The organism is Pantoea eucalypti (assembly GCF_009646115.1).
Lineage (GTDB): Bacteria > Pseudomonadota > Gammaproteobacteria > Enterobacterales > Enterobacteriaceae > Pantoea > Pantoea eucalypti.
Window position 1 is genome coordinate 3,057,288 of record NZ_CP045720.1, and the last position, 26,282, is coordinate 3,083,569.

Annotated in this window: 29 protein-coding genes and 1 tRNA gene; 13 read left to right on the forward strand and 17 right to left on the reverse strand. The window is 53.2% G+C overall.

Going from position 1 to position 26,282, the window contains the following annotated elements; all coding sequences use genetic code 11:
* Nucleotide 1: 1 nt before the first annotated feature.
* The 9 genes from EE896_RS14310 to tssB are packed head-to-tail and all read right to left on the reverse strand — an operon-like array spanning nucleotide 2 to nucleotide 8,495.
* Complete coding sequence (locus EE896_RS14310; protein ID WP_181162220.1) at nucleotides 2-301, reverse strand: PAAR domain-containing protein; 300 nt, start codon at nucleotides 299-301, stop codon at nucleotides 2-4.
* On the reverse strand, nucleotides 301-813 hold the full coding sequence (locus EE896_RS14315; protein WP_008924971.1) for a DUF6931 family protein: 513 nt from the start codon (nucleotides 811-813) through the stop codon (nucleotides 301-303). Before EE896_RS14315 ends, EE896_RS14310 begins: the two co-directional genes overlap by 1 nt.
* 11 nt (nucleotides 814-824) lie before the next feature.
* The gene (locus tag EE896_RS14320) at nucleotides 825-2,813 is read right to left on the reverse strand and encodes a type VI secretion system Vgr family protein (RefSeq protein WP_008924970.1); all 1,989 of its coding nucleotides are present in this window, start codon (nucleotides 2,811-2,813) and stop codon (nucleotides 825-827) included.
* Nucleotides 2,814-2,817: 4 nt separating this feature from the next.
* On the reverse strand, nucleotides 2,818-3,753 hold the full coding sequence (gene tssG, locus EE896_RS14325; protein ID WP_008924969.1) for a type VI secretion system baseplate subunit TssG: 936 nt from the start codon (nucleotides 3,751-3,753) through the stop codon (nucleotides 2,818-2,820).
* Nucleotides 3,744-5,546, reverse strand: a complete 1,803-nt coding sequence (gene tssF, locus EE896_RS14330) for a type VI secretion system baseplate subunit TssF (RefSeq protein WP_039659122.1) — start codon at nucleotides 5,544-5,546, stop codon at nucleotides 3,744-3,746. The genes tssG and tssF overlap by 10 nt, the downstream gene beginning before the upstream one ends.
* 14 nt (nucleotides 5,547-5,560) lie before the next feature.
* Nucleotides 5,561-5,968 (reverse strand): GPW/gp25 family protein, encoded by a 408-nt coding sequence (locus tag EE896_RS14335; protein WP_140915997.1) that lies wholly within the window; start codon nucleotides 5,966-5,968, stop codon nucleotides 5,561-5,563.
* 45 nt (nucleotides 5,969-6,013) lie between these two features.
* Nucleotides 6,014-6,508 (reverse strand): Hcp family type VI secretion system effector, encoded by a 495-nt coding sequence (locus EE896_RS14340; RefSeq protein WP_008924967.1) that lies wholly within the window; start codon nucleotides 6,506-6,508, stop codon nucleotides 6,014-6,016.
* Between the two features lie 29 nt (nucleotides 6,509-6,537).
* Nucleotides 6,538-8,013 (reverse strand): type VI secretion system contractile sheath large subunit, encoded by a 1,476-nt coding sequence (gene tssC, locus EE896_RS14345; RefSeq protein ID WP_003854103.1) that lies wholly within the window; start codon nucleotides 8,011-8,013, stop codon nucleotides 6,538-6,540.
* On the reverse strand, nucleotides 8,010-8,495 hold the full coding sequence (gene tssB / locus EE896_RS14350; protein ID WP_003854105.1) for a type VI secretion system contractile sheath small subunit: 486 nt from the start codon (nucleotides 8,493-8,495) through the stop codon (nucleotides 8,010-8,012). Before tssB ends, tssC begins: the two co-directional genes overlap by 4 nt.
* A 413-nt stretch (nucleotides 8,496-8,908) precedes the next feature.
* On the opposite strand from tssB, the gene EE896_RS22890 reads away from it, so the two are divergent.
* Entirely contained in the window at nucleotides 8,909-9,088 is a 180-nt protein-coding gene (locus tag EE896_RS22890) for a hypothetical protein (protein ID WP_420372167.1), read from the forward strand.
* Between the two features lie 714 nt (nucleotides 9,089-9,802).
* Nucleotides 9,803-10,621, forward strand: coding sequence for a DUF4225 domain-containing protein (locus tag EE896_RS14360; RefSeq protein WP_140915998.1), 819 nt, complete (start codon nucleotides 9,803-9,805; stop codon nucleotides 10,619-10,621).
* Here the strand turns inward: EE896_RS14360 and EE896_RS14365 are convergent.
* From EE896_RS14365 to EE896_RS14375, 3 genes are all read right to left on the reverse strand, one after another.
* Nucleotides 10,618-10,941 carry a hypothetical protein gene (locus EE896_RS14365; RefSeq protein WP_008924965.1) on the reverse strand — a complete coding sequence of 108 codons (324 nt, stop codon included), beginning with the start codon at nucleotides 10,939-10,941 and terminating at the stop codon, nucleotides 10,618-10,620. The two genes, EE896_RS14360 and EE896_RS14365, sit on opposite strands and share 4 nt — an antisense overlap.
* A gap of 352 nt (nucleotides 10,942-11,293) precedes the next feature.
* Nucleotides 11,294-11,370 (reverse strand) — tRNA-Arg (locus EE896_RS14370).
* Nucleotides 11,371-11,464: 94 nt separating this feature from the next.
* A complete protein-coding gene (locus EE896_RS14375; RefSeq protein ID WP_008924930.1) occupies nucleotides 11,465-11,968 on the reverse strand; it encodes a DUF1198 family protein in 504 nt (167 codons plus the stop codon).
* A gap of 172 nt (nucleotides 11,969-12,140) precedes the next feature.
* Between EE896_RS14375 and folD the strand changes: the two genes are divergently transcribed.
* Nucleotides 12,141-13,007 (forward strand): bifunctional methylenetetrahydrofolate dehydrogenase/methenyltetrahydrofolate cyclohydrolase FolD, encoded by an 867-nt coding sequence (gene folD / locus EE896_RS14380; RefSeq protein ID WP_003849457.1) that lies wholly within the window; start codon nucleotides 12,141-12,143, stop codon nucleotides 13,005-13,007.
* The gene (gene ybcJ / locus EE896_RS14385) at nucleotides 13,008-13,220 is read left to right on the forward strand and encodes a ribosome-associated protein YbcJ (protein ID WP_003849455.1); all 213 of its coding nucleotides are present in this window, start codon (nucleotides 13,008-13,010) and stop codon (nucleotides 13,218-13,220) included.
* 27 nt (nucleotides 13,221-13,247) lie between these two features.
* Here ybcJ and EE896_RS14390 read toward each other — a convergent pair whose 3' ends face one another.
* Nucleotides 13,248-14,354: an AAA family ATPase gene (locus EE896_RS14390; RefSeq protein WP_140915999.1), complete on the reverse strand. Its 1,107-nt coding sequence runs from the start codon at nucleotides 14,352-14,354 to the stop codon at nucleotides 13,248-13,250.
* A 33-nt stretch (nucleotides 14,355-14,387) separates the two neighbouring features.
* The gene (cysS, locus tag EE896_RS14395) at nucleotides 14,388-15,773 is read right to left on the reverse strand and encodes a cysteine--tRNA ligase (protein WP_008924928.1); all 1,386 of its coding nucleotides are present in this window, start codon (nucleotides 15,771-15,773) and stop codon (nucleotides 14,388-14,390) included.
* A 212-nt stretch (nucleotides 15,774-15,985) separates the two neighbouring features.
* On the opposite strand from cysS, the gene ppiB reads away from it, so the two are divergent.
* From ppiB to purK, 4 genes are all read left to right on the forward strand, one after another.
* Complete coding sequence (gene ppiB / locus EE896_RS14400) at nucleotides 15,986-16,480, forward strand: peptidylprolyl isomerase B (RefSeq protein ID WP_003849447.1); 495 nt, start codon at nucleotides 15,986-15,988, stop codon at nucleotides 16,478-16,480.
* The gene (gene lpxH / locus EE896_RS14405; RefSeq protein WP_003849446.1) at nucleotides 16,480-17,196 is read left to right on the forward strand and encodes a UDP-2,3-diacylglucosamine diphosphatase; all 717 of its coding nucleotides are present in this window, start codon (nucleotides 16,480-16,482) and stop codon (nucleotides 17,194-17,196) included. The genes ppiB and lpxH overlap by 1 nt, the downstream gene beginning before the upstream one ends.
* 130 nt (nucleotides 17,197-17,326) lie before the next feature.
* Nucleotides 17,327-17,833 carry a 5-(carboxyamino)imidazole ribonucleotide mutase gene (purE, locus tag EE896_RS14410; RefSeq protein WP_003849444.1) on the forward strand — a complete coding sequence of 169 codons (507 nt, stop codon included), beginning with the start codon at nucleotides 17,327-17,329 and terminating at the stop codon, nucleotides 17,831-17,833.
* Entirely contained in the window at nucleotides 17,830-18,894 is a 1,065-nt protein-coding gene (purK, locus tag EE896_RS14415; RefSeq protein ID WP_140916000.1) for a 5-(carboxyamino)imidazole ribonucleotide synthase, read from the forward strand. The genes purE and purK overlap by 4 nt, the downstream gene beginning before the upstream one ends.
* A gap of 83 nt (nucleotides 18,895-18,977) precedes the next feature.
* Here the strand turns inward: purK and ybbP are convergent, their stop codons facing one another.
* On the reverse strand, nucleotides 18,978-21,395 hold the full coding sequence (gene ybbP, locus EE896_RS14420) for a putative ABC transporter permease subunit YbbP (protein WP_140916001.1): 2,418 nt from the start codon (nucleotides 21,393-21,395) through the stop codon (nucleotides 18,978-18,980).
* A complete protein-coding gene (gene ybbA, locus EE896_RS14425) occupies nucleotides 21,392-22,078 on the reverse strand; it encodes a putative ABC transporter ATP-binding protein YbbA (RefSeq protein WP_010259059.1) in 687 nt (228 codons plus the stop codon). Before ybbA ends, ybbP begins: the two co-directional genes overlap by 4 nt.
* Here ybbA and tesA point away from each other — a divergent pair.
* From tesA to EE896_RS14450, 5 genes are all read left to right on the forward strand, one after another.
* Nucleotides 22,046-22,672, forward strand: a complete 627-nt coding sequence (tesA, locus tag EE896_RS14430) for a multifunctional acyl-CoA thioesterase I/protease I/lysophospholipase L1 (protein ID WP_181162210.1) — start codon at nucleotides 22,046-22,048, stop codon at nucleotides 22,670-22,672. The genes ybbA and tesA overlap by 33 nt on opposite strands.
* 30 nt (nucleotides 22,673-22,702) lie before the next feature.
* Nucleotides 22,703-23,476, forward strand: coding sequence for an SDR family oxidoreductase (locus tag EE896_RS14435; protein WP_003849434.1), 774 nt, complete (start codon nucleotides 22,703-22,705; stop codon nucleotides 23,474-23,476).
* Nucleotides 23,477-23,555: 79 nt separating this feature from the next.
* Nucleotides 23,556-24,413, forward strand: a complete 858-nt coding sequence (locus EE896_RS14440) for a co-chaperone YbbN (protein WP_003849432.1) — start codon at nucleotides 23,556-23,558, stop codon at nucleotides 24,411-24,413.
* Nucleotides 24,414-24,471: 58 nt separating this feature from the next.
* Nucleotides 24,472-25,386 (forward strand): SPFH domain-containing protein, encoded by a 915-nt coding sequence (locus EE896_RS14445; protein WP_003849430.1) that lies wholly within the window; start codon nucleotides 24,472-24,474, stop codon nucleotides 25,384-25,386.
* Complete coding sequence (locus EE896_RS14450) at nucleotides 25,386-25,832, forward strand: NfeD family protein (RefSeq protein WP_140916002.1); 447 nt, start codon at nucleotides 25,386-25,388, stop codon at nucleotides 25,830-25,832. Before EE896_RS14445 ends, EE896_RS14450 begins: the two co-directional genes overlap by 1 nt.
* On the opposite strand, the gene cueR is transcribed toward EE896_RS14450, so the two are convergent.
* A complete protein-coding gene (gene cueR / locus EE896_RS14455; RefSeq protein WP_003849426.1) occupies nucleotides 25,820-26,224 on the reverse strand; it encodes a Cu(I)-responsive transcriptional regulator in 405 nt (134 codons plus the stop codon). The two genes, EE896_RS14450 and cueR, sit on opposite strands and share 13 nt — an antisense overlap.
* Nucleotides 26,225-26,282 lie beyond the last annotated feature (58 nt).

Here is a 26,282-nt window from a genome sequence, read left to right on the forward strand (position 1 = left end):
TTCATGAAATCAGCACTGTGACGCAACCTGCGACAACCGTTCCACCATGGGCACAGATGTCCCCCATACGCGCCGCTGGCTTACCACCAATGAATACGCAGGTACTTCCCGCCACTAAACTGTCTGGTGGCCCCACACAGATGGCAAGCGATCCCACTGTCGCTGCAGGCACGCCGCCTATCAGCACCGTGGGTGTACCGGGCGTTGATACCGCCCCTCCCACATGAGGAATTGGCGGCACTCCCGGAGTGACCATCGGGCAGATATGCATATCGCCGACTCGTGCTGCTGGCTGTCCCATCATTCGTTCTCCTGCACCGGAAGCCAAAGAGAATAGAGTTGCCGTGCTCCAAAATCCGGCGTATCGGGTCCGGCAAGCCTGATGCTCAGGAGTCGCAACACGGTACAGAGCATCAGGGGCGTAAGATGTTCGTCAGCATATACAGCTTCATATTCCGGCTGCGTCAGGCTTCCCGTCCAGAAAATCGCCAGGCCAAGAGCACCTGCAGGTGTGGAAAAACCCAGCGATTCAGCCTGATGAAAAATACGCCAGCGGTAGTTATCCTCGTAGGTTTTAAGCCAGTTACTGATATCGGCTTCAAATGCATGGGTGGATTCACCCGGCGGCAGCGTGCTGACTGAATGCGGTAGCAGCCAGGCAATCAATTTCTCAGCCGTACACGCGTTTACCCAGTACCCAAGCGCGTCTTCCCAGTGCAAAGCGGTCAGCAGGCTATGCATGTTTTCATGCCAGGACGCCGAATCCCGAATCTTCGCAACCCCTTCCGGGGATAAAATCTTAGACACAGTCATTTTTGTCATCCTCAGCCAATCATGACCACGCCACCTTTGACCTGGGTCATGCCGCTTCCTTTGATCGTGACCATTGCACCACCCAGTTCTGCCGTGGCTGTCCCTTCAATTTTGATGGTGGTGCCGCTCAGCGTTATTCCGGCCGGGGTAATGGAGATTTTGCTGCTGCCCACTTTCAGCTCAACCGCCTGGGTTGACTCGATAACACAGCGCTTATCTGCCTTTATTGTGCTGCCTCCCCCGGATATGCTGAGTGAATGGCTTCCGTCTTTCAGATTTTGCTGCAGGTGACCATTAATTTTCAGGCTGTAATTCCCCTGCTGCAGACCCAGCGCCATGTTTCCCTGTTGAAGGAGGGTGTTAAAATCTCCCTGTTCCAGGGTCAGGTTACAATTTCCCTGATGCAGAATGAGCGCATCGTTTCCTTTGGTGATTTCCGTGGAGCGATCAGAGCCGATGGTCTCTTTAACCGCAGAAGTAACGGCCGTCGTCAGATTATTTTTGACCACCACATCCATATCTTTTTGGGCGACGAGAGTTAGCTTTTCTTCTCCTTTTTTGTCGTCAAAACGGAGCTGATGCCCCTCTTCCACTGAACCATTGAGAGAACTTCTTGATACAAATCCCGCCTGTTCTTTCTCACCGGGCAGGTTAAGCAAAGGAAGGTTCCTGCCGTTGGAGACGGTGCCGGTAACAAGCGGATTGTCAGGATTGCCGAGCAGGAAACTAACCACCACCTCACTGCCGATGCGGGGGATGAACATGGCACCGAAGCGCGCGCCGCTCCAGGGCTGAGATACCCTGACCCAGCAGGAACTGCTGTCATCATTCTTATTTTCGCTGTCCCAGGGGAACTGTATTTTTATGCGGCCGTACTCATCCGTATGCACATCTTCAGAGGCAGGACCGACCACAGTCGCCGTAAGTACTCCGGGTATGTCAGGTACGGGCGTGACACACTCAGGCCGCCACACTCTGGCGGTATCAAAAACTGACGCGTTACACTTAAAATCGGGTAAACCATCATCCAGGTTGCTGACAGCCTGAAATGTCAGGGAATGCATAATATATTCGCCTGCCTGATCAGGCAGCGACGTGAGACAGAACGTCTCGCCGCAACTTAGCCACCATGCCTGAATGCGGGCATGCGCATAGCGGGTCTGCGCTTCAAGCTGCTCCATTTTCAGCCGTGCAGCGCTTTGCAGCGTCTCCCGGTCACTCAGGTCATACGCATCAACGAAACTGATCCCCTGAGCACTGTATTCCAGGTTATTACACAGACATTCGCCCTCTGCGGTAGCCGCCTGTTCGAAACTGAACGCTTTATAATGAACAGAAGACACTGCCAGACTTACACGGGATGACCAGCTCGAAATGCCGCCATCCTCACCCTTTCCCGCTTCAGGCTGATAGGCCAGCTCAGGTGTTATTGCACGGTAGTGACCGGATGGATGATCGGCCAGGACAAGCGTATGTCGATCTTTGGTCTGGCAGAAGAAATAGTAAATTCCTTCCTGCTCAAGAAGTCGGCTGATAAAATCAAAGTCCGATTCACGGTATTGAATACAGTATTCATGCGGTGCATAACTGCCATGTAACCGCAGGTCAATATCGGTGATGTTATTCCCGCGTAACAAACGACACACCAGGTCGGGTACCGTTATATTCTGATATACGGACAGATTACGGCCCATTTTCAGCAGAGCCAGGCGAGGCTGTAACCGTGCGTGCCAGGTACAGATCCCCCTGTCATCGCTTTCTTCTTCCATTTCTGTTACGACCCCCTGCACATAACGCGAGCGCTGTCCTGAACCAACATGGCAGGCAAGTTCCTCACCCAGCAAACTCGCCGTTTCTGACGATGTCAGTGTTGAACGAAAGCGGATTGTGAAGTCGTACGGCGCAGACAACTGTTCTTTACCTTCCAGGGACAACAGAACCAGAGACGATGCAGACTGTCCGACAAAACGGATAAAGCGATTTTCCTGACCTGATAACATTTATTTATTCCTGTTCACGGCACACGGGTAAATAAACACGATGAAAACCTGGTCCGGGCTGCCCGAGACAAAGATCCACACCGAGACATCCCCCCGGGACGCCGTGGCGATCATGTTTTGTAATTATTTCGACCGAGAATGCCAGTCCGGGACCAACATATTCGCGAATGCGTTTTAACAGGTCGGCATAGAATTTTCCGCCAGGCAGATACTGTGGCGCATGACTTAATGGCAACGGGCCCAATTCCACTGTAAAGCCGGAAGCCCTGTCTCTGCGCATCTGACCCAGCATAGGGGCCTGTCCCAGAGTCAGCCTGACATGACCAAGATGACAACACTGCTCAGAAGGAACCTTCAGCCATCCTCCGGTGAAAGAACGCACTCGGGCGGGAACGGAAAAAAGGTTTTCCAGCCATGTTTCAAGGTTCAGGGCTGACCGCACAGGGTGCATAAAAAGACCTGCGAAGGCTTCATTCTGAAGCGCAGGAGCAGACTGCATGACGCCAGCCAGCCCCAGCAACGCCTCGCTGAGAGGGCGTTGACTGTTCAACTCATACGAGGCGTAATAGTGATATTTAAGCCAGGCCAGATAACGCAGGGCATGCAATCTGTTATTAAAGATATCAATAAATGCTTTCGCCGTTTTATCACCGTATCGGTAATAGCGCTCCAGCATCCATTCTGTATACGTCGTGGGTAGTGCTCCCAGAGCACCCGTCATTCCATACATCAGAACCTCAACCTGCCATACTCCCTCTTCCGTTCTGATAATTTGACCCACTTCGCCTGCTGGAGCGTCAAGTGAAAGAGGCGATACAAAACTGATATCACTGGTCAGCGATTTTGTTCCGTTACTCTCAGGTCGTTCCTTCAGGCGCCGCAACATCAGGCGAACCTGCTGGAAAAAGTTATATCGGCTGAAAATCGTACTTAAATCCACGACAGCCTCCCGCTCCGCACAGGCCACACTCGCCGGCTTTCCTGATGAAATTCGATGCAGGTTACGACCTGTGAAAAGCTGTTTACTGGTGCATAAAGCGAAAGAAAGTGCTCAATAAAACGACAGAATAGAAAATACTCAGGTTCTTCTGCGGCGGAACTTTGGAAAGTCACACAGATCTCAACCCCACGCGCCATTGACAGGGGATCGTTGCTCACCAGACGAGCGGTCACAGGTGTTACAACGACATGTTTGATTAATCCGATCAGCTGCTGAATAGCGGGATTATCATTAATGTTATATAGCGCAAATGTTTCTTTAAGGACCTGAACCCCGTTATCGCCGCTGATGAGCATATGATTGAGGGATAAATGCGAGATGAGCCGCCAGCGTGAAGCCTGTTTTACCTGCTGAGAGACGGTTCGCGTGGGCCGCGTGAGTGCCGTAATGGTCACTCCCGCTACTGCCAGATCCGACTCGAAATCCCCTTCAGGATTACCATTGCGTATGCTGGAGGGTATATCCCGGTCATAGCAGGTCAGTTCTATATTAATCAAGTCATTCTTCGGCGTCAGAGGCTTTTCACCGCGGTCGGAAAAAGCAATAAACAGGCGGTTTGCAGGGCCACTTTCATCAACGGTTTCACGCTGCATACACTGCCAGTATGTCCCCTGCTCTCCCCCTGTAACGGAATGCGACAGACCAAACAGCGGCGCGATATCCCTTGTGCTGATTTCATTACCCGTTTTGTGCGTGGCACAAACGCGGTTCACTGACCATATTCCTATAGCATCACCATGACGGATATCGGGTCTCACAGGATATTCCGCAGTATCATCGTGCGGAACCAGAGGTTCAGCGCGCATTGGAAAAAGGTTTACTGCCGGCGTACAGTGCAGCCGGAAAAAATGTCGGTCAACCGAGCAAGCAATTTTATCCAGCATTGCAACCATCGCGCACTGGCGAAAACGCAGCCTGAACAACATGACCTCATTCGATGTCACAGTGAGTCCTGCGGGCAGGCTGAAATCAATAAAATGGAACTTCTGAGGGAAATAAAAATAATCCTGAAGCAGAGCATAGACCGGTGATATACGGGGATCGCATTCGAGAATACTCTCTGCACGGTTAAATCCCACGACCTGAATATCAGATTCAGAAAGTAAATAATGCTTTTCTCCGCAAACCAGTGAAAAGGCTTCAATCTCATCATTTATCAGTGTGTAAAGTATATTCACTGCCAGACTGCTGCCATTAAGATAAAAGCGCAGTGAGGGTGAATTCAGGATTGCTCCCGGCCAGACCTGAAGCCGTAATTCCAGTTGCCAGCGCAGAGTGCTGTTATCAAACCTGAGACTTGTTTCCTCAAGCGTCATGGGCTCCATAATGACCGGGTAAAGCGTCCTGAAATGGCAGACATGCTCCTCTGATTGTCGGGTATAGAGCATTGTCCCGGCCTCAACCTCACAGCCAGTGGTCAGTCCGCTGATTCTTTTGTCAGGCTGCATCTGTACAATACATACCGACGGGTACGGCCGGAGAAACTGAGGAGCCAGAACGGTCAGCAGAGCTTCGGTTACTTCAGGCATATCCTCATCCAGACGCTGCTGAATTTGCGCAGTAACAAGTGCAAAAGACTCGATGATCCGCTCAACGTGCGGATCCTCGGACAGTCCATCTGACATGCCAAGACGTCGGGCAACCTTCGGAAAATGACGGGAAAACCGTTTTCCGTATTTTCTGAGATAGCTCAACTCATTCTGATAATAAGAAAGCAACTTCTTTGACAGCATGTCAGAAACCACTGTTAACGTAATGAGAAATGGCTGAGGACGTCATCCCATTCCAGATAAAAACGGATGGGAGCATTATTTTTTTCAGCCTCAATAATAAAGGAACTGCATCCATAACTTTCGTTTCCGGCGGACACCATGACGTCTTTTAAACGCGGTTCGAAAAGCTGAAGCGCATGTAAAATGCGGGATTCAAGAATAATATTTCTATCACTTCTGGATATCCCTCCCGGAAACACATCGCTGATACCGTAGTTAATGACCGACTGACATATTTCAGGCATGTCTGAAACGTGGTAGTGCCGAGGCCTGGATGAGAGCAGCATCAATAGCTCCGCTGCGAGCACCCCGTCATCCGAAATAATTTCCGGGATTTCATCCTGGGCGACAGGATTATCATCAGACAGCAGCTGTAAAAGCATAATGTTCCCATAAGCAGCACGCTATAAAGCGCGCTGCCGCTTAACTTAAAGTTTGGTATTAGTGACTTGATTCCAGCCAACAGGACCCTGTTTACTGGTTGAACCTTCAGACGTAATCATACTGGTCTGGAACTTAACCGAGCCAAATACCATGGCAAGCTGCTCATCAGGTATACCGTTTGAATTATGCAGGCTGATGTTATGGCTGGTAAAAATGCAATTCTCAAATTCCCAGCGGCAAATTTCATTATCTTTATTGTCAGTTTTGACGTTCAGCGCAATAATCACTTTTTTAACGTTGGTTCCCTGCGCAACCATATCAACCAGTTGGGTTGATGTGGCATCCAGCGCCTTCGCAATAGAAATATCTTCAAAATGCACGCCGCTGCTATTCAGTTGCCCACTGCCATTATCAATACTGGCCTGGCTATGCACGCCCATTGATGCATGACCGATAGCAATCCACTGTTTATACTGTTTATCAGTTACAATTCCTTTTACACCGTCGATTTGCATAAATAGATTACTTGCACTGGACATATCTTCTCCTGGTTATAATACGTTTTTTATCAGCCTGCCGATGCAGGTAATTCAGCTACAAGCCGAAGCGACATCGTCAGTCCCTCAAGCTGGAAGTGAGGCCTCAGATAGGCCACGGCACGATAGCTTCCGGGACATCCCGGGACATCCACTACCTCAATCCGGGCTTCGCGCAGCGGATGGCTGGCCTTAATATGCAGGCCGACATTGTCAGAGCCCACCACATATTGATTAATCCAGTTTTGCAGGAAGTTCTGACATTCTGTTCTGGACATAAAACTGCCGACTTTATCCCGCACAATCGATTTAAGGTAATGAGCAAACCTTGATGTGGTCATAATGTACTGCAGCTGGTTTGATAACCGCGCATTCGCGTTTGCAAGGTTGGAGTCATATTTCCGCGGTTTATTTGCCGACTGCACAGCGAAAAAGGCGGCATAATCCGTTCCTTTGCAGTACACCAGAGGAATGAACCCGAGGTCTGCTAACTCTTTTTCACGGCGGTCGGAGATAGCCACTTCCGTTGGACACTGCAATACCTTCTCGCCGGTATGCGAAATGTAGTTATACACCGGCATCGACTTCACCAGACCACCACCTTCAACACCGCGAATAGCCGCACACCATCCATGATCTTCAAAAGCAGAAATCATTCGGCCGGCCAGTTCATAGGCGGCATTGATCCACAGATAGCTGGCTCCCTCACGGCTCTCGTCGATTTTCTCTTCGAAATTGAACATCTCTACTGGTGTTGTTTTGGCACCATAAGGCAGGCGACCTATAACCCGGGGAAGTGTGAGTCCAACGTAGCGGGCGTCGTCGCTCTGTCGGAAAGAACGCCAGCGGATATAGTCTGACGTGTCAAAAAGCTTGCCGAGATCCCGGGGACGCGGCATCTCCTGAAAGTTATTCATACCAAACATGCCGGCATCCGCTGCCGTGAGGAAAGGGGCGTGAGCCGCCGCCGCAACATGAGAAATCTGCTCCAGCAGATATAAATCTTCCGGCATGGCGTCGAATTCAAAATCGCCCACAAATGCGGAGTACGGCTCTCCACCAAAAGTGCCGTATTCGCTCTCATAGACGCTTTTGAACAGGACTGACTGGTCAAAATCAGAGGCAGATTTAAAATCGCGGATCAGCTCTTTTTTGGTACAATTCAACACCCGGACTTTCGTGTTTTCCGTAACGCTGCTCTGAACCAGCTTCTGCAGACCCCGCCACGAAGATTCCATTTTCTGAAACGCTGGCGCCTGCATGATTTTGCTGATCTGCGCCGAAAGAAGGGCATCAATGACTGTGATGCGCTCCTCAATGCTACCCACCAGGTCATTACTTACAACAACAGCGCCTGTTGCCACCTCACTGAGGAAACTGTCAAGCTGAGACCTCAGCTTGCTGCGATCAGACTCACGCCTGATAGCCTGGGTATTGTCAATTATCTGATCAAGGTAATCGGCACTGACCGCCTCTGTGACTGCAGCCTGCATTTCCTCAGCACTCATTCTGCCTCTTCTCCCACATTATCAACTTTCGTTTCTGAAGGCTGATTGGCCAGCAGTTCCGCCAGTTGTTCTTTCAGGCGATCATTACTGGCTGTACGGTTGCGTAAATCACTCAGTTGCTCCCGCAGCTCAAGTAGTTTTTTCAGAGGCTCCACCTGTAGAGCTATATTTTCAGGAGCGAAATCCTCAATAGAATTGAAACGCAGTGCGACCGACAGCTTTCCATCGTCATTATTCAGTTCATTATCAACCAGCATTTCGATTTCAGGCTTCATGCCCTGCATCACTTCATTAAAATTGTCTTTATCAATCTGAACAAAGCGTCGCTCACGAAGGGGCTTTTTTTCATCCGAAAATTCGCCCATCACACCAATAACCAGTGGCAACTCTTTCTGGGTTTCCGCGCCACCAACTTCAACGTCATAGGTAATATGCACGCGTGGCGGCCGGGCCTTGCCCAGTTTACTTTGGGTTTCTGACATGAATTAAACTCACAGACATTAAGATCTCAAGAGAAAATTAGATTTTTAATATTTAAAAAATCCGCTCAGTTCACCAGCAAAATCGGTAGCAAGCTAAAAACAGCCCCATAGAAAAGACAATGGAATTTGGTGACATCTCAAATAAGTTGAATTCGGCGTATTAACCTCGCTTTTGAATTTTACCCACGCTCAGTGTTGACGTTCATAATCCTCGCTGTCACTTTGCTCTGGTTTATTAACATGATCAGATTCCTGAAGAGGACATTTGGTTCCACTGCAGTGGGTGTCCCAGCATGTATTAGTTCTCTGACATTTATCATGCCCGCAAGCCAGAGGATAAAATTAAACAGATAACTTTAATAGCTCACTTCGCCCTGAAAAAGCATGTTAACGTCAAAACCTTCACCTATCGTATTAAGCGAAGCAATTTCACACTGCGAGCAAGAATAAAAGGAATAATTAAAAAAATCACCTGCTTATTACCTTCCTTTAAACGCCCTAATAAAAAACCAGCCATCCACCCAAAAAATCATTATTACCAGCCGGATCCATATTATGTAATTTCATTCATCATCTCGTTAATGCGAAACTAATGTAACTAAATTTTTTTCCTGACACCACCTTTAAGTTCAGGAACCTTAAACAAAGACACAATCAAAAATGAACCAACTTTAAATTAATGTTAAATAAAGGTTGGCGCATCACTCACTGAAGAACAGCTTTCGAGCATGTATAATCAGATTACACAGAAAAAATGACCAGCAACAAAGAATTGAAAATCATACAACATGAAAAGAATATGTTATTTTTACAGCCAGCTCCTGAATAAAAATGAACAAAATCACCTTAAAAAATATTCGTATATTTTAAAAAATAGTTTTAACCCCTGATTATAATAGCTTCTGCCTTATAAATTTATGCAGGCTACATATTGATGGTGTGTTGACCGAAATCCTGAGTACGGTTAGCAGCTGATGAGACTTCCGGTATACAGCCTGTGGCAGAGCTCCCGGGCCAAAACACCGGCTTCTGTCTCGCGGAGAATACTGAAGATTGGTGTGCAGGAAAAATACTTCTCCAAAGGATCTTCTCCAGTGACTTATGAATACATCACTATTCATGGTCAGCAGGTCAGCAGGTCAGCAGGTCAGCAGGTCAGCAGGTCAGCAGGTCAGCAGGTCAATCATCGATAAATTGCTCAGCATTGCAAAACTTGCACACCTCAATTTGTGCTCCCATACAGCTCCAGCTATTTTAGGATCTGAAAATCACGTTTAGTGAGACCACGTTTTTACAGAGGTACTGTTATGGACAACTACTGGGACACAAAAAGACTCTCAAACTACTTTCTGACGATGGCAAATCTTGAAGCTAATCATTTAGTTAACATAGCTACTTCACTTTCTCAATTTCACCTCAAGGATGCTCTTGTAAAACTGAAATTCCAGGAGGAGGTGCGCGAGTTCGCTCGTTTACAGATCCATACCATTCGTACTTCAAATTCTGACGATCAGTGTCAGGAGTGCATTCAGAATCTTAAGCAGGAAAGTCAGCATCTCAAGATTCAGGACAGAATGCTTAGGACCGGTGAAGCTGTCGTATCGTCTTCCGTGCAGTTTTATCATGACCATGAAAAGGTCATTGGATATGTCATCAATGGGATCGGCGTGGTGTTAAGTGGCTTGCAAATCGTGGCTGGTGTCGGTCTGATTGTAGGTTCTGTCACTACAGGTAATATTTTAGGTGTTGTAGCGGGTTCGACCCTGGTGATGAATGGAGTGGGATCAGGGATTGAGAGCATAGGAAAACTCAGCGGTGTGCCTCACCCATCGAACCCAATAAGAGATAAATATGAAGATGTTGCAGATTTTTTTGGTTTTGATAAGCGACTCGGCTTGTTAGCCTATCAGGTAGTTGATTTGACAACATCATACTATGGCATTTTCAAACTGACTTTAAAGCCAGAAGCATGGCGGCTATACAAATATCTGCCAACAGACTATTACCGCAAGGTTCAGGTTATGAGTAAACCAGCACTTGCCTTAAAAGGCGCTGGAGCAGCCTATAAGGGGGCTGGAGTAGGTTTGAACCTATACCAAATGCAAAATAGCCCTGCACAAAACTAACCTCTGGTTTTTCTGATAAACCTGTTAGCTTTCCAGGAGAGGTTCAGAGGAGTCACAAAATAGACCACAAGAAATGCAAACGTCAGAACAATAATATATGGAATGGCATTTGAAGCATCCGCATTGAAAATGCCATCCAGTCCAATCAGTAGCAAAATAACAAGAGCAATGACACCGCCCCAGAAGCGTTTACTCAAATCAATAACGAGGCTTTGTAGTGTATCTTTTTTTGATTCGTCTTTTTTAATGATGCTCTTGAGCTTACCGATATCTTTAGCAGAGAAGCCGTTATTATAGAGTTCTTGCTCAAATTCGTTCATCTGATTCATCCTGAATAACGTTGCGATACGTGCGAAATATAGCACAGTGAACGAGACACATGCTAACCAACCTGCTTACCTGGCCAGCACTGGTATCAACGTTTCCTCACCTCAGAAGGCTCTGCCTGAACATCATATCCATGCAATTGCGCATGATATTAAAATGCTATATGCAAAAAACAGCATGCACAATAAGCAGATCGTAAGCACAGAAAAATACTAACCTATCCAAACAGCCATGCGAGTAATGCGGGCAATTCGTTTTTTGAACATAAATAAGAGTAAAATGTTGAGGTATCAAACTGACAATAGAGAAAAAAGAGTCTCAGTATGCAAAAAATAGGAGAGAATTTGGTACGCCCTACAGGATTCGAACCTGTGACCTACGGCTTAGAAGGCCGGTGCTCTATCCAACTGAGCTAAGGGCGCATGGAGATGGCACGGATTATACGTCGGGAAGCGGGTACGTCAACGTTTTTGCCGTTTCCCCGCAGCGAAGTGCTGCGGGAATAACCAATTGGCGTCAGTGACGACTGCGCCATTCGCTGAGCGACACGAGTTTACTGCTGCCGGTCAATTCTCCTTCCAGCTCAATCCCTTGTGATGTGAAGCGCGCGTTGTATTGCTCACGAAGTGCGTGCAGTTCCTGACTGTCCGGTTCCAGCTGGCGCAGAAAGCCCAGCGCGAGTAGCAGCTGCTGGCGGCTGATAAGCGGTGAAAAACCGGCGCGACTGAGAATCGTATGCCAGCGCTGGCTGTTCTCCTCGCTGCCATCAACAATCAACACCTGCCAGATCAGCAGTACCGCTGCGCCATTATGCAGATGCGTTTCATTATCGTGGCTGAGATAGTCGGTAAACTCTTTCGCGGCCTCTTTTCCCATCATAGAGATCATTGATTCCACCTGTACCGGTGGCAGCTGCAGTCGTTTGCTGAGCCGCTGGGCGGCGTGGCGTGAGCCCGCGGTGAGCAGCTGAAATCCAGCAACAAATACCACCGCCAGAGTCGCAAGCATTATCCAAATCATTACATCGTCCCCGGATTGTCCTGCAGATATCATACGCATGCAGGCTGGCATCGTCGCGACGAAAACATCGGAAAGCGCATACACGGCTGAAACTGTAACTGACAGCAGCCCACGCTTCTGACAAAATAGCGCCCTTCCCCGATTCAACACAACACAGTGGATTTCCTCTCTGATGGCAGCAAAAATTATTGACGGTAAAACGATTGCGCAGCAGGTGCGCGTTGAGGTTGCGGAAAAAGTGAAGCAGCGTCTGGCGGCCGGAAAACGTGCCCCAGGTCTGGCAGTGGTTCTGGTGGGTGAAAATCCGGCTTCGCAGATCTATGTGGCCAGCAAACGCCGCGCCTGTGAAGAGGTTGGTTTCCACTCCCGCTCTTACGATCTGCCTGCCACCACCCGCGAGGCTGAGCTGCTGGAGCTGATCGATAAGCTCAATCAGGATGATGAAATCGATGGCATTCTGGTACAGCTGCCGCTGCCAGCGGGCATCGATAACGTGAAAGTGCTGGAGCGGATTACGCCTGACAAAGATGTCGATGGGTTCCACCCTTATAACGTCGGCCGCCTGTGTCAGCGTGCACCAACCCTGCGTCCCTGCACGCCACGCGGTATCGTCACGCTGCTGGAGCGCTACAACATTGACACTTATGGCCTGAACGCTGTGGTGGTCGGGGCATCCAACATCGTTGGTCGTCCGATGAGCATGGAGCTCTTGCTCGCGGGCTGTACGACAACGGTTACCCATCGCTTTACCAAAGATCTGCGTCATCACATTGAGCACGCCGATCTGCTGGTCGTTGCTGTGGGCAAGCCAGGCTTTATTCCGGGCGACTGGATCAAACCCGGTGCCATCGTTATCGACGTGGGCATTAACCGTCTGGAGAGCGGCAAAGTCGTAGGCGACGTTGACTATGACAGCGCATCAGCGCGCGCATCTTACATTACCCCGGTGCCAGGCGGTGTGGGTCCAATGACAGTAGCAACATTGATTCAAAACACGCTGCAGGCGTGCGAAGAGTTTCATGATAAAGAGGTTTTTTAAATGACAAGTTTTTCACTGGGTAAATTCCCGCATGTCGATCTGTGTGACCTGTTAAAGCTGGAAGGCTGGGTTCAGAGCGGTGCACAGGCGAAAGTCGTGATTGCCGAGGGTGAAGTGAAGGTGAATGGCGCGGTTGAAACCCGTAAGCGCTGCAAGATCGTAGCCGGTCAGACCGTGGAATTTGCCGGTTTCCGCATCACTGTGGTCGAGTAATTCCGGAGCGTCCCTGCGGGGACGCTATTACAGCAGTTCATCCTCCTTCACACGCGTCTCCCCTTCCCGTTGCTCCAGTGCAATATGATTCACCGCCGTATGCTGCGCAATCAGCGTTGCGAGTCGGGGTGAATGGCTGGTGATCCAGAGCTGACTGTACTCGCTGGCTTCGGCGATTAACCGCGCCAGCGCAGGCAACAAATCCTCATGCAGACTGTTTTCCGGTTCATTCAGTGCCATAAAGGCGGGTGGACGCGGGCTGAGCAGCGCCACAACCAGACAAAGAAACCGCAACGTGCCATCAGAAAACTCCGCGCTCTCCAGCGGACGCAGAATGCCATGACGGGACATCAGCATCTGAAAACGGCCGTTCTGCACCTCGACGTCAAACTGGCAGTCGGGAAACGCCTGCGCCATAACCTCAAACAACAGTTCTGAATGACCACGCTCCACGATGGTCGCCCAGGCCGCTGCCAGATTGCGGCCATCATGAGCGAGCACCGGCGCACGCACGCCAATCTGCGGCGCACGAATCGGTGAGCCGGGCCAGACCGCGAACTCGTGGTAGAAGCGCCACTGCTGCAGACGTTCGCGCAGTTGCGAAAGCTCCGGATAAAGATGGGGTTCGCCAAGCTGACCAAACAGCGACTCCTCCGGATGCAACACCGCCGGATAGGCGACGCGCTCACCTTCAACGTTGTGCAGAAAGGCGGTCTGGTTTTCGCGCTGCATGATGCAGGCAGAAGGACGACGTCGCTGGCCGCTGAGCCAGAGCCGTTCCTGCTTCACCAGCGGATCCAGATTGAACAGGCTGGTCGACAGTGGCTCGGGAAAACCAATCTCCAGCTGGTAATCCATGTCATCCATTACCACCGCCAGCTCCAGTCGCTTTGGATCGTGTCGGCGATCGCCCCGGCGCAAACCGCCTGCCCACATCGCTTTCTGGATGCCGCCTTCTTCAGCCAGCGCCAGCGCCAGACGACCGCTGGCAGCCTCATGCAGCAACCGCACCGCTTTATAAAGGTTGGATTTACCGCAGCCGTTGGGACCGCTCACCACATTCAGCTGCTGAAGCGATAGCGCCAGGTTCCGTATTGAGCGGAAGCCGCGGATCTGAATCTGTTCAATCGCCATAATAAAAAAGGGCGATTGCTCGCCCTCTCCGGTTTATTTTCGACGCCAGCTGGACCCTTGTGGCCCATCTTCGACGATGACACCCAGCGCGTTAAGTTTGTCACGCGCGATATCCGCTTCTGCCCAGGCTTTGGCAGCGCGTGCATCGGCACGAGCCTTCACCCAATGCTCAATCTCGGCAACTTCTTCGTCATTCACCTGCGCGCCGCTTTGCAGGAACAGCTCAGGATCCTGCTGCAGGATACCCAGCACGTTAGCCATTTCGCGCAGTTTAGACGCCAGCGCATGTGCTGAAGCACCATCTTCACTTTTCAGACGGTTGACTTCACGCGCCATGTCGAACAGCACCGAGTAGGCTTCCGGGGTGTTGAAATCATCATCCATCGCGCTGCGGAAACGCGCTTCAAACGCGTCGCCGCCGCTTGCAGGCACGCTGCTGTCGGTGTGGCGCAGCGCCGTGTAGAGACGCTCCAGCGCCGCACGCGCCTGATTCAGGTTATCTTCGCCGTAATTAAGCTGGCTGCGATAGTGACCGGACATCAGGAAGTAACGCACTGTTTCCGCATCGTAATGTTGCAGCACGTCACGCACGGTAAAGAAGTTGCCGAGTGATTTGGACATCTTCTCACGGTCAACCATCACCATGCCGGAGTGCATCCAGTAATTGACGTAAGGGCCGTCATGGGCGCAGCTCGACTGAGCGATTTCGTTTTCATGGTGCGGGAACATCAGGTCTGAACCGCCGCCATGGATATCGAAATGCGTACCCAGTTGTTTGCAGTTCATCGCAGAACACTCAATGTGCCAGCCAGGACGGCCGTTGCCCCACGGCGATGACCAGGCTGGCTCATCCGCTTTGGACATTTTCCACAGCACGAAATCCATCGGGTTGCGCTTCACATCGGCCACTTCAACGCGTGCGCCCGCCTGCAGTTGCTCCAGATCCTGACGCGACAGCGCGCCGTAATCGGTATCGCTGAGCACATCGAACATCACGTCGCCATTGTCCGCTACATAGGCGTGACCGCGAGCAATCAGCTTTTCCACCAGCTCGATAATCTCAGCGATGTGACGGGTCGCGCGCGGCTCCTCATCGGGCGGCAGGATCCCCAGCGCAGCGAAGTCATTGTGCATCTCGCCGATCATGCGGTTGGTCAGGGTTTCGATGCTCTCGCCGTTTTCGTTGGCGCGTTTGATGATTTTGTCATCAATGTCAGTGATGTTACGGACATAATTAAGCTGATAACCGAGGTAACGCAGGTAGCGCGCCACGACGTCAAATGCCACGAACGTCCGCCCATGACCAATGTGACAGAGGTCATACACCGTGATGCCGCAAACATACATCCCGATTTTACCGGCATGAATGGGTTTGAATTCCTCTTTCTGTCGACTCAGGGTGTTATAAATCTTAAGCATTGAACGGTTCCGTTTTCGCGTGTGGTTGGCACTTTTAAGTATCCAGACATTGTGCCGTATTTTTATCGCTCGCGCGACGCAAAGCAAGCCAACTGCGCCGTGCTGCTGACGCGTCATTGGAAATTATGATATAAGAACGGTCGACAAAAAGAGGTACGCCAATCGACACCGCGACCTCAGCAACTGATGACAACCTTTACAGGACGACAAAAATGGTAACTTTCCAGACGAACCATGGCGATATCGTAATCAAAACTTTCGATGATAAAGCGCCGGCAACCGTACAGAACTTCCTGGATTACTGCCGTGAAGGTTTTTACGACAACACCATTTTCCACCGCGTAATCAACGGCTTTATGATTCAGGGCGGCGGCTTCGAGCCGGGCATGAAGCAGAAAGAAACCAAAGCCGAAATTCAGAATGAAGCGAACAACGGTCTGAAAAACACCAAAGGTACGCTGGCAATGGCACGTACTTCTGCGCCGCACTCTGCCACCGCACAGTTCTTCATCAACGTAGCTGACAACGACTTCCTGAACTTCCGTGACGAAAGCGTTCAGGGCTGGGGCTACTGCGTGTTCGCTGAAGTGGTTGAAGGCATGGATGTGGTCGAGAAAATCAAAGCAGTCTCTACTGGCCGCAGCGGCATGCATCAGGATGTGCCAAAAGATGACGTCGTTATCCAGAAAGTGACCGTCAGCGAGTAATGTCGCGCACGCTGTTTATCGCAGATCTCCATCTGTGTCAGGAAGAACCGGCGATTACCGCCGGTTTTCTGCATTTTTTACAGCGCGAAGCGCCCCACTGCGACGCGCTCTATATTCTCGGCGATCTGTTCGAAGCCTGGATTGGTGACGACGATCCCAATCCTCTGCATCAGCAGATTGCCCGCGCCCTGCGCGCCCTCCCGGTTCCGGTCTTCTTCATCCATGGCAATCGGGATTTCCTGATTGGCCGACGCTTTGCGCGCGCAAGCGGCATGACGCTGCTGCCGGAAGAGCAGGTACTGACGCTCTACGGCCATCGGCTGCTCATCATGCACGGTGATACGCTCTGCACCGACGATGCGGGTTATCTGCGCTTTCGTGCCAAAGTGCACAATCCGTGGATCCAGCGACTGTTCCTGGCGCTGCCGTTGAGGATCCGCAAACGCATTGCGGCCCGGATGCGCGCCGACAGTAAACAGGCAAACCAGCACAAATCCCAGACCATCATGGATGTAAACCAGGAGGCAGTCACTGCCGCTATGCTGCGCCAGCAGGTGCCGCTGTTGATCCACGGTCATACCCATCGCCCCGCCATTCATACGCTGAACCTGCAGGGTGAAACGGCGGAACGCGCGGTGCTGGGTGCCTGGCACAGCCGGGGTTCCATGATTCAGCTCGACGCCAGCGGCATTCAGCTCATCGATTTCGACTTCTAATCTGCGGTTAATTCGCGGACGTTAGCGGGACGCAACCGTTTTCCTTGCGTGCTTCTCATGCTATTCTCGGTGCCCTTCAAAACCTGTCCGCCCGGCCAGGTCTGTTTGTCTATTCACAGGAGTTGACCGCATGTCATCCAACGCCCCGGCCCGCATCGCCATTGTTATGGGTTCCAGAAGTGACTGGGCCACCATGCAGTTCGCCGCTGAGATCCTCACCAGCCTGGACGTCCCTTTTCATGTTGAAGTAGTCTCTGCGCACCGTACCCCGGATAAACTGTTCAGCTTTGCCGAAACGGCAGCCGATAACGGTTTTCAGGTGATTATTGCTGGCGCAGGTGGCGCAGCACATCTGCCAGGTATGCTGGCGGCAAAAACTCTGGTGCCAGTGCTGGGTGTACCGGTGCAGAGCGCTGCACTAAGCGGCGTGGATAGCCTCTATTCAATTGTGCAGATGCCGCGCGGCATTCCGGTCGGAACGCTGGCGATTGGCAAAGCAGGCGCAGCCAATGCCGCGCTGCTGGCCGCACAGATTCTGGCGCTGCATGACAGTGGGCTGGCGTCACGCCTGACGACCTGGCGTCAGAGTCAGACCGATGAGGTGCTGAACCATCCTGATCCGCGGGTGGATGCATGAAGCCGGTTTGCGTACTGGGCAACGGCCAGCTGGGTCGTATGCTGCGTCAGGCAGGTGAACCGTTGGGGATCGCGGTCTATCCGGTGGGTCTGGAGGCGGATCCTGCTTCCCTGCCCATCGCTGACAGTGTGATCACCGCCGAAATCGAACGCTGGCCGGAGACCGCGCTGACGCGCGAACTGGCGAGCCATCCGGCCTTTGTTAACCGTGATATTTTTCCGCGTCTGGCCGATCGTCTGACGCAGAAACAGCTGCTGGACCAGCTGGGGCTTGCCACCGCGCCATGGCAGTTGCTGGCCGATAAAAGCGAATGGCCGGCAGTGTTTGACTCGCTGGGCGAACTGGCCATCGTGAAAAGCCGCACCGGCGGTTACGACGGGCGAGGTCAGTGGCGTCTGCGTGCTGATGAGACGCATCAGCTACCCGAAGCGTGTTACGGCGAATGTATCGTTGAGCAGGGCATCAACTTTTCCGGTGAAGTCTCACTGGTGGGCGCACGCGGTCACGATGGCACCGTTGTATTCTATCCGCTGACGCATAACCTGCATCAGGATGGCATTCTGCGCACCAGTGTAGCGTTTCCGCAGGCAGACCAGGCTCAGCAGCAGCAGGCTGAATCGATGCTCAGCGCCATTATGCAGGCACTGAATTACGTTGGCGTAATGGCAATGGAGTGTTTCGTTACGCCTGATGGGCTGCTGATTAATGAGCTGGCGCCCCGCGTGCACAACAGTGGTCACTGGACGCTGAACGGTGCGTCGATCAGCCAGTTTGAGCTGCATCTGCGCGCCATTCTTGGTCTGGCATTGCCACAGCCGATGGTATTTGCGCCGTCGGTAATGGTTAATCTGATCGGCACCGATGTGAATCTCAGCTGGCTGCAGCAGCCGCTGGTGCATCTGCACTGGTACGACAAAGAGGTGCGACCGGGCCGTAAAGTGGGTCATCTGAATCTGACCGACAGCGATGCAAGGCGGCTCAAAACAGCACTCAATGCGCTGGTGCCCCTGCTCCCGGAAGAGTACGCCAGCGGCATCGCCTGGGCCGTTGAAAAGCTGTAGTTTCCCGTTACCCGCTTGCGGGTTCTTGGGGCGTTCCGGATAAAGGTTAAAGGCGGCCTCATGCCGCCTTAGTCAGCCCTGCCTTATGCCGCATCAAACTTCCTGAACAACGCCTTCCCTTTCAGTAACCGAATCCCAAGCCAGCCACCGCACAGCGATAACAGCAACGCGCCGCATAACGGCAGTGCCAGCCATAATGTCCAGTCAGGCTGCCACGGAAAATCGAAAATCTTTGTCTGTAATCCCCATAGCGCCGCTTCTGCTCCCATCGCGGCCGCCACGCCCGAGACGACGCCGAGCAGGGCAAACTCACACCACAGCGTGGTGCGTAGCAGTCTTTTGCCCGCACCCAGCGTGCGGTAGACCACCAGCTCCTGCCTGCGTTGCCGCATTCCGACCTGAATCTGCGCCAGCAGCAGTAACACACCGCAGGCAGTGACCAGTACCACCATGATCTCCAGCGCCCGGCTGACCTGCGTCAGTACCTGACCGATCTGCTGCATGATGCTGCCGATATCCAGCAGACTCAGCGCCGGAAAAGCACGATTCAGCTGCGCCAGCAGAACCGGATTCGCCTCCATGCGGAAGCTGGTGAGCCAGGTCTGCGGCTGGCTGTCGAGCGCCCCCGGCGGGAAGATAAAGAAGAAGTTCGGCTTCAGGCTTTCCCAGTCCACTTTACGCAGGCTGGTAATACGTGCGCTGAACGTCTGCGTATCGCCGTCGAACGTCAGGGTATCGCCGAGCTTCAGCCCCAGCCGATCCGCCAGTTCCACTTCCATCGACACTTCACCCGCTTTTGGTGGCCAGTTGCCTGCCACCAGCGGATTGTGATCCGGGCGATCGGCCAGTTCCGTCAGGTTGAGCTCACGGTTCAGGGCGTTATCCAGCTTCGGATCGGCCGGTTTGCCATTGAGTTCACTAAGCCGTACTCGCGCAATCGGGTAAAAGGTCCCGGGCGCGATCTGATGCGACTGCAGGAAGTCACGCACCTGCGGCACCTGATCGGCCGTCATGTTCAACAGGAAGAAGTTCGGGCTATCCGCCGGTAACTGCTGCTGCCAGCGATCCAGCAGATCGCCACGCATTACCAGCAGCAGCGCCAGCAGCATAAACGACAGTGAAAAAGCGGCGAGCTGGCTCAGCGTCATGCCGGGCTGGCGCAGCAGCCGGTTGATCGCCAGTCGCAATGCCAGATTGCGCACCACCAGCCGACGCAATAGAAGCAGAGTTCCCCAGCCGAGTAACGCCAGTAATCCTGCCAGCACCACCACACCCGCCAGCAGCGCCCAGAGCATTTTACTGCCGCCGACCAGCAGCGCTAACAGCGTCACGACCACCACGATCATTACCGGAATATAGAACTTCAGCGGCCAGAGATTTGCCACCGCATCGCGCCGCAGCACCCGCAGCGGCTGGGTTGCCAGCAGCAGACGATAGGGACGCAGTCCCACCAGCAGCGAAATTACAAACAATGAACCCACTGCCCAGATCCATGGCCAGACGCTGGCTGCCGGTAAGCTGGCAGGCAATACCGGTTTCAGCATCGCCATCAGGATCGCTTCCACACCCTGCCCCACCAGGCCACCGGCAATCGCCGCCAGCAGCAGCACCGCCAGCCACTGACCGATGATTAAGCGCTGCAACGCGCCGTGCGTCGCACCCAGGGTTTTCAGCACCGCCACCAGATCGTAGCGGCTGCGGCAGTAGTGACTCATGGCGACCGCCACGGCTGCAATCGCCAGCATCAGCGTCAGCAAGGCCGAGAGCAGCAGGAATTGTTGCGCGCGCTGCATCGAACGGCCCAGCGCATCTTCCGCGTTCTCCACGCTGATCCAGCGCTGATCCGCCTTCAGCTGCGGCTCAATCCAGCGGTCATAGCTGGCCAGCTGGTCAGGATTACCGGAGAATTTATAGCGCCAGGTGATGCGGCTACCCGGCTGAATCGCACCGGTTTTCGCCGCATCTGCCAGGTTAATCAGCAGACGTGGCGCCATCTCAAACGGGTTAAAGCCGCCATCCGGCTCCTGAATTACCTCGCCGCTGATGCGCAGCTGGGTGTCTCCCACTTCCAGCGTATCGCCCACTTTCAGATTGAGCAGCGCCATCAGGCGCGGTGCTGCCAGCGCGGTGCCTGCCTGCGGTCTCAGCCCCGGAGGTTGCGTCTGTAAGGTGCCAAACATCGGATAGCGATCATCGACCGCTTTGACTGAGGCGAGTTGTGGCGACTGCCCGGCAAAGGTCATGGTCATGAAAGTCAGTTGAGAACTGACCGTCAGGCCGTTTTCCTTCGCTTTTTCCAGCCAGGCTTCCGGGGCAGCATCAGTGCTACGCAGCGTGCGGTCACCCGCCATAAAATCACGACTCTGCTGATTCAGCCCTTTTTCCATGCGATCGCTGATTGAGCCCAGCGCCAGTACACAGGCTACCGCCAGCGTCAGAGCCAGCCAGACGATCAGCAGTGAGGGGGAGCGCCACTCGCGCCAGAACCAGCGCCAGATCATTGCTCCTCCCACAATTTTCCGTCACGCAGCCGCAATCGACGGTCGCAACGCGCCGCCAGCTGTTCATCATGCGTCACCAGAATCAGCGTGGTGGCGAAGTCGCGATTAAGAGAAAACAGCAGGTCGGCAATACGGTCACCCGTTTTACGATCGAGATTGCCGGTGGGCTCATCGGCAAACAGCAGGCCCGGACGACCGCTGAAGGCGCGGGCCAGCGCGACCCGCTGCTGTTCCCCGCCGGACAGCTGGGCGGGCAGATGATGCAGACGCTCACCCAGCCCGAGTAGCGTCAACAGTTCACGCGCCTGTTCGCGGCTCTGGCGATCGCTGTCGCCGCGCAACAGTGATGGCAGTTGAACGTTTTCCTGCGCATTCAGAGTCGGTACCAGCATAAATGACTGAAACACAAAACCAACCTGCCGGGCACGCAGTGCTGCACGCTGCTCTTCATTCATCTGGTGCAGCGGCTGACCCAGCAGATGGACTTCACCGCTGCTGCCATCGTCCAGCCCGGCCAGAATGCCCAGCAGGGTAGACTTGCCGGAACCCGACTCGCCAATCAGCGCAATGGTCTCGGCTGGTTTGACAACCAACTCAACTCCGGTGAGGATGGTTAACTGATGCTCTCCCTGACCGACGGACTTAGTAAGATGATGAACTTCAACAATGTTTTCCGCTGGCATTATCCCTTCCTGTTATTGATTCTTCTGCTGGTATCCCGTCTTGCTGCTGCAGATACCCTGATGGTGCTGGGCGACAGCCTGAGTGCGGGCTATCGCATGTCTGCCACTGCGGCCTGGCCCAGCCTGCTTGATAAGCAGTGGCAGCAGAAACCGAAAGTGGTCAACGCCAGCATCAGCGGTGATACTGCTGCCCAGGGACTGGCGCGACTGCCTGCGCTATTAAAACAGCATAAGCCGCAATGGGTGTTAATCGAACTGGGCGGTAACGACGGTCTGCGCGGTTTCCCGCCCGACGCTATCGCACAGAATCTGAGTAAAGTGATCGACGATGTCAAAGCCGCTAATGCGAAACCCTTGCTGATGCAGATCCGTCTGCCCGCCAACTATGGCCGCCGCTACACCGAGGCGTTCAGCGGCATCTATCCGGAGCTCGCACAGCAGCATGCCATTCCTCTGGTGCCCTTTTTTATGGAGCAGGTCTATCTGAAACCCGAATGGATGCAGCAGGATGGTATTCATCCGAATCCTGATGCTCAGCCGTTTATCTCTGCGTTAATGGCAAAAGAACTGGCCCCCTTAGTTAAGCAGCCGTAACGCGCCAGGATGCGCAAATAGGGTAAATAAATGCAAAAAACTATTCTGATTACAGGTTGTTCAAGCGGCATTGGCCTGGTCGCCGCCCACGATTTACTGGCGCGAGGTTACCGGGTGATCGCCGCCTGCCGCAAAGCCGACGATGTCGCGCGTATGAACACGCTGGGTTTTACCGGGCTACAGCTCGATCTGGACGATCCGCAGAGCGTGGATCAGGCAGCAGATGCGATACTCGCGTTATGCGATAACCGTCTGGATGCGCTGTTTAACAACGCCGGGTTTGGCCTCTATGGACCGCTTCGTACCCTCTCCCGTCAGCAACTTGAACAGCAGTTTTCCAGCAACTTTTTCGGTGTACATCAATTAACGCTGCGGCTGTTACCTGCGTTACAAGCCAGCGGCGATGGCCGCATTGTGAATACCAGTTCGGTGCTGGGACTGATCTCCACGCCAGGCCGGGGCGCGTACGCTGCCAGTAAATATGCACTGGAAGCCTGGAGCGATGCACTGCGGCTGGAAGTGCGCAGCAGTGGCATTCGGGTCAGTCTGATAGAACCGGGACCGATTGAGACGCGCTTTACCGATAATGTGACGCAGGGCGAACAGCATAATCCGGTGCGTAACCCCGGCATCGCGGCACGCTTCACCCTGCCACCGGAAGCCATTCTGCCTAAACTTCGTCACGCACTCGAGAGTAAACATCCACGTTTACGCTACCCGGTGACACTGGTCGCACACGTAATGAGCCTGTTGAAACGGTTACTGCCTGGCTGGATGCTGGATCGCATTTTGCGCAGCCATTAATCAGGCCTGCGTAATAGCGCTTGAAGCCGGGCCAGTTGGCCCCATATTCTTAGAACACTTTTTGCAAAGAGACTTATCCATGTCACCACAAGCTTCTATCATCGACATCAACGAATCTAACCTGCAGCAGACCCTTGAGCAGTCGATGCAGCTGCCGGTGCTGTTCTACTTCTGGTCTGAGCGCAGCCAGCACTGTCTGGAGCTGACGCCGGTGCTGGAGCGTCTTGCCCAGGAGTACGCGGGTCAGTTTATCCTCGCAAAGCTGGATTGTGACAAAGAGCAACGGGTGGCCTCGCAGTTTGGTCTGCGTTCAATTCCGACCGTCTACCTGTTCCAGGATGGCCAGCCGGTCGACGGCTTCCAGGGACCACAGCCAGAAGAAGCGATCCGCGCCCTGCTGGAAAAAGTGCTGCCGCGCGAAGAAGAGCTGAAAGCGCAACAGGCGATGGCGCTGATGCAGGAAGAGAAACCGCTGGAGGCGCTGCCACTGTTAAAAGATGCGTGGCAGTTGAGCAACCAGTCCAGCGAAATTGGTTTCCTGCTGGCGGAGGTGCTGATTACCCTGAACCGCAGCGATGAAGCGGAGGCAGTGCTGAAAGTGGTGCCGCTGCAGGACCAGGATACCCGTTATCAGAGCCTGATGGCACAGATCGATCTGCTGAAACAGGCTGCGGATACGCCGGAGATTCAGCAGTTGCAATCCGAGCTGGAAGCGGATCCGACTAACGCCGGACTGGCTGCTAAACTCTCCTTACAGCTGCATCAGGTGGGTCGTAATGAAGAAGCACTGGAACTGCTGTTCAGCTTCCTGAAATCCGATCTTAATGCCGCTGATGGCCAGGCGCGCAAAATGCTACAGGAAATTCTGGCCGCGCTGGGGACCGGCGATGCACTGGCTGCGCGCTATCGTCGCCAGCTCTACTCCCTGCTGTATTAAACAGCAGCACCACGGGCCGAAGCGACTCGGCCCGTTAATCTGACAATGCGGAGGTTGTATGATTACTGTTATTCCTGCCCTGATTATTCTGGCACTGGTAGCGGTCTGGGCGACCGTTAAAATCGTGCCACAAGGTTTTCAATGGACGGTCGAGCGCTTTGGCCGTTATACCCGCACCCTGCAGCCAGGATTAAGTCTGGTAGTGCCGTTCATGGATCGTGTCGGTCGTAAGATCAACATGATGGAACAGGTACTGGATATTCCCTCGCAGGAGATCATTTCTAAAGACAACGCCAACGTCACCATCGACGCCGTCTGCTTTATTCAGGTCGTTGACCCTGCGCGTGCCGCCTATGAAGTCAGCAATCTTGAGCAGGCTATCCTGAACCTCACCATGACCAACATGCGTACTGTTCTTGGCAGTATGGAGCTGGACGAAATGCTGTCACAGCGCGACAGCATCAACACCCGCCTGCTGCACATCGTGGATGAAGCGACGAATCCGTGGGGCGTTAAGATCACCCGCATCGAGATTCGTGACGTGCGTCCGCCGCAGGAACTGATTGGCGCGATGAATGCGCAGATGAAAGCGGAGCGAACCAAACGCGCCGACATTCTCACAGCCGAAGGTGTACGGCAGGCGGCAATCCTGCGCGCTGAAGGGGAAAAGCAGTCGCAAATCCTTAAAGCCGAAGGTGAACGTACGTCGGCATTCCTTCAGGCAGAGGCGCGTGAGCGTCAGGCTGAGGCAGAAGCTAACGCCACGAAAATGGTCTCTGAAGCGATCGCAGCAGGCGATATTCAGGCGATCAACTACTTCGTGGCACAAAAATACACCGATGCGCTGCAAAAAATCGGTGAGGGGAATAACAGCAAAGTCGTCATGATGCCGCTGGAGGCAAGCAGTCTGCTGGGTTCAATTGCAGGCATCGGTGAACTGCTGAAGGACTCACGCACTGAGTCGAAACGCTGATGCTGGCCGACATTATCGCGCACCCTCACTGGTTCTGGCTGACGCTGGGTGGATTACTGCTGGCGGCTGAGATGCTGGGCACCAGCGGTTATCTTCTGTGGAGCGGTCTGGCGGCGGTTATTGTCGGCCTCATTGAATGGTTTGTGCCGGTGAGCTGGACGACGCAGGGTTCCCTGTTTGCCGCGATGACGCTGGTGTGTGTGTTTTTGTGGTATCGCTGGATGCGCCACCGTGAGGCGCATCAAAAACCCAACGCTCTGAACCAGCGCGGCAGCCAGATGATCGGGTTGCAGCTTACACTGGATACCGCCCTGCACAACCGCACCGGCCATGTGCGCATCGGGGACAGCAGCTGGCGTGTTGAGGCAGATCGGGATCTGCCTGCGGGCACACCGGTGGTCGTGGTGGGTGTTGAGGGCATCACACTGCGTATTCAGCCACGCTGACCGCAGCATCCGGCCAGATTATTGATGATGGGACACTCGGCACTGTCATCGCCGGGACAGGCGTCCGCCAGCGCCAGCAGGCGTGCGCGCATGGTATGCAATTCTTCAATGTGGGCCGCGATTTCATCAGCTTTCTGCAGCGTGCGGGCTTTGACATCAGCACTGTGGCGCGAGGGATTATTGAAAAACGCCACCAGCTCACGACACTCATCCAGCGTGAACCCCACCTGACGCGCCTGACGTAACAGGTTTAGCTCGTCAATGTGATGACCGCTATACGTGCGGTAACCATTTTCACTGCGCAACGGCGGTGTCACCACGCCTTTCTCTTCGTAAAAGCGAATCGCCTTGCTGGTCAGCCCGGTCTTTTTCGCCACATCGCTGATGTTCATTTGCATCCCCTTGACCTTCCCCTTGATGGAAGGTTTATGCTTAAGCATGAATCGGAAC

Bases quoted from the DNA above. Each gene is read 5' to 3' on its own strand.
- EE896_RS14310 (WP_181162220.1), bottom strand. From the start codon at position 301: ATGGGACAGCCAGCAGCACGAGTCGGCGATATGCATATCTGCCCGATG.
- EE896_RS14315 (WP_008924971.1), bottom strand. From the start codon at position 813: ATGACTGTGTCTAAGATTTTATCCCCGGAAGGGGTTGCGAAGATTCGG.
- EE896_RS14320 (WP_008924970.1), bottom strand. From the start codon at position 2,813: ATGTTATCAGGTCAGGAAAATCGCTTTATCCGTTTTGTCGGACAGTCT.
- tssF (WP_039659122.1), bottom strand. From the start codon at position 5,546: ATGCTGTCAAAGAAGTTGCTTTCTTATTATCAGAATGAGTTGAGCTAT.
- EE896_RS14335 (WP_140915997.1), bottom strand. From the start codon at position 5,968: ATGCTTTTACAGCTGCTGTCTGATGATAATCCTGTCGCCCAGGATGAA.
- EE896_RS14340 (WP_008924967.1), bottom strand. From the start codon at position 6,508: ATGTCCAGTGCAAGTAATCTATTTATGCAAATCGACGGTGTAAAAGGA.
- tssC (WP_003854103.1), bottom strand. From the start codon at position 8,013: ATGAGTGCTGAGGAAATGCAGGCTGCAGTCACAGAGGCGGTCAGTGCC.
- tssB (WP_003854105.1), bottom strand. From the start codon at position 8,495: ATGTCAGAAACCCAAAGTAAACTGGGCAAGGCCCGGCCGCCACGCGTG.
- EE896_RS14360 (WP_140915998.1), top strand. From the start codon at position 9,803: ATGGACAACTACTGGGACACAAAAAGACTCTCAAACTACTTTCTGACG.
- EE896_RS14365 (WP_008924965.1), bottom strand. From the start codon at position 10,941: ATGAACGAATTTGAGCAAGAACTCTATAATAACGGCTTCTCTGCTAAA.
- EE896_RS14375 (WP_008924930.1), bottom strand. From the start codon at position 11,968: ATGATTTGGATAATGCTTGCGACTCTGGCGGTGGTATTTGTTGCTGGA.
- folD (WP_003849457.1), top strand. From the start codon at position 12,141: ATGGCAGCAAAAATTATTGACGGTAAAACGATTGCGCAGCAGGTGCGC.
- ybcJ (WP_003849455.1), top strand. From the start codon at position 13,008: ATGACAAGTTTTTCACTGGGTAAATTCCCGCATGTCGATCTGTGTGAC.
- EE896_RS14390 (WP_140915999.1), bottom strand. From the start codon at position 14,354: ATGGCGATTGAACAGATTCAGATCCGCGGCTTCCGCTCAATACGGAAC.
- cysS (WP_008924928.1), bottom strand. From the start codon at position 15,773: ATGCTTAAGATTTATAACACCCTGAGTCGACAGAAAGAGGAATTCAAA.
- ppiB (WP_003849447.1), top strand. From the start codon at position 15,986: ATGGTAACTTTCCAGACGAACCATGGCGATATCGTAATCAAAACTTTC.
- lpxH (WP_003849446.1), top strand. From the start codon at position 16,480: ATGTCGCGCACGCTGTTTATCGCAGATCTCCATCTGTGTCAGGAAGAA.
- purE (WP_003849444.1), top strand. From the start codon at position 17,327: ATGTCATCCAACGCCCCGGCCCGCATCGCCATTGTTATGGGTTCCAGA.
- purK (WP_140916000.1), top strand. From the start codon at position 17,830: ATGAAGCCGGTTTGCGTACTGGGCAACGGCCAGCTGGGTCGTATGCTG.
- ybbP (WP_140916001.1), bottom strand. From the start codon at position 21,395: ATGATCTGGCGCTGGTTCTGGCGCGAGTGGCGCTCCCCCTCACTGCTG.
- tesA (WP_181162210.1), top strand. From the start codon at position 22,046: ATGATGAACTTCAACAATGTTTTCCGCTGGCATTATCCCTTCCTGTTA.
- ybbA (WP_010259059.1), bottom strand. From the start codon at position 22,078: ATGCCAGCGGAAAACATTGTTGAAGTTCATCATCTTACTAAGTCCGTC.
- EE896_RS14435 (WP_003849434.1), top strand. From the start codon at position 22,703: ATGCAAAAAACTATTCTGATTACAGGTTGTTCAAGCGGCATTGGCCTG.
- EE896_RS14440 (WP_003849432.1), top strand. From the start codon at position 23,556: ATGTCACCACAAGCTTCTATCATCGACATCAACGAATCTAACCTGCAG.
- EE896_RS14445 (WP_003849430.1), top strand. From the start codon at position 24,472: ATGATTACTGTTATTCCTGCCCTGATTATTCTGGCACTGGTAGCGGTC.
- EE896_RS14450 (WP_140916002.1), top strand. From the start codon at position 25,386: ATGCTGGCCGACATTATCGCGCACCCTCACTGGTTCTGGCTGACGCTG.
- cueR (WP_003849426.1), bottom strand. From the start codon at position 26,224: ATGAACATCAGCGATGTGGCGAAAAAGACCGGGCTGACCAGCAAGGCG.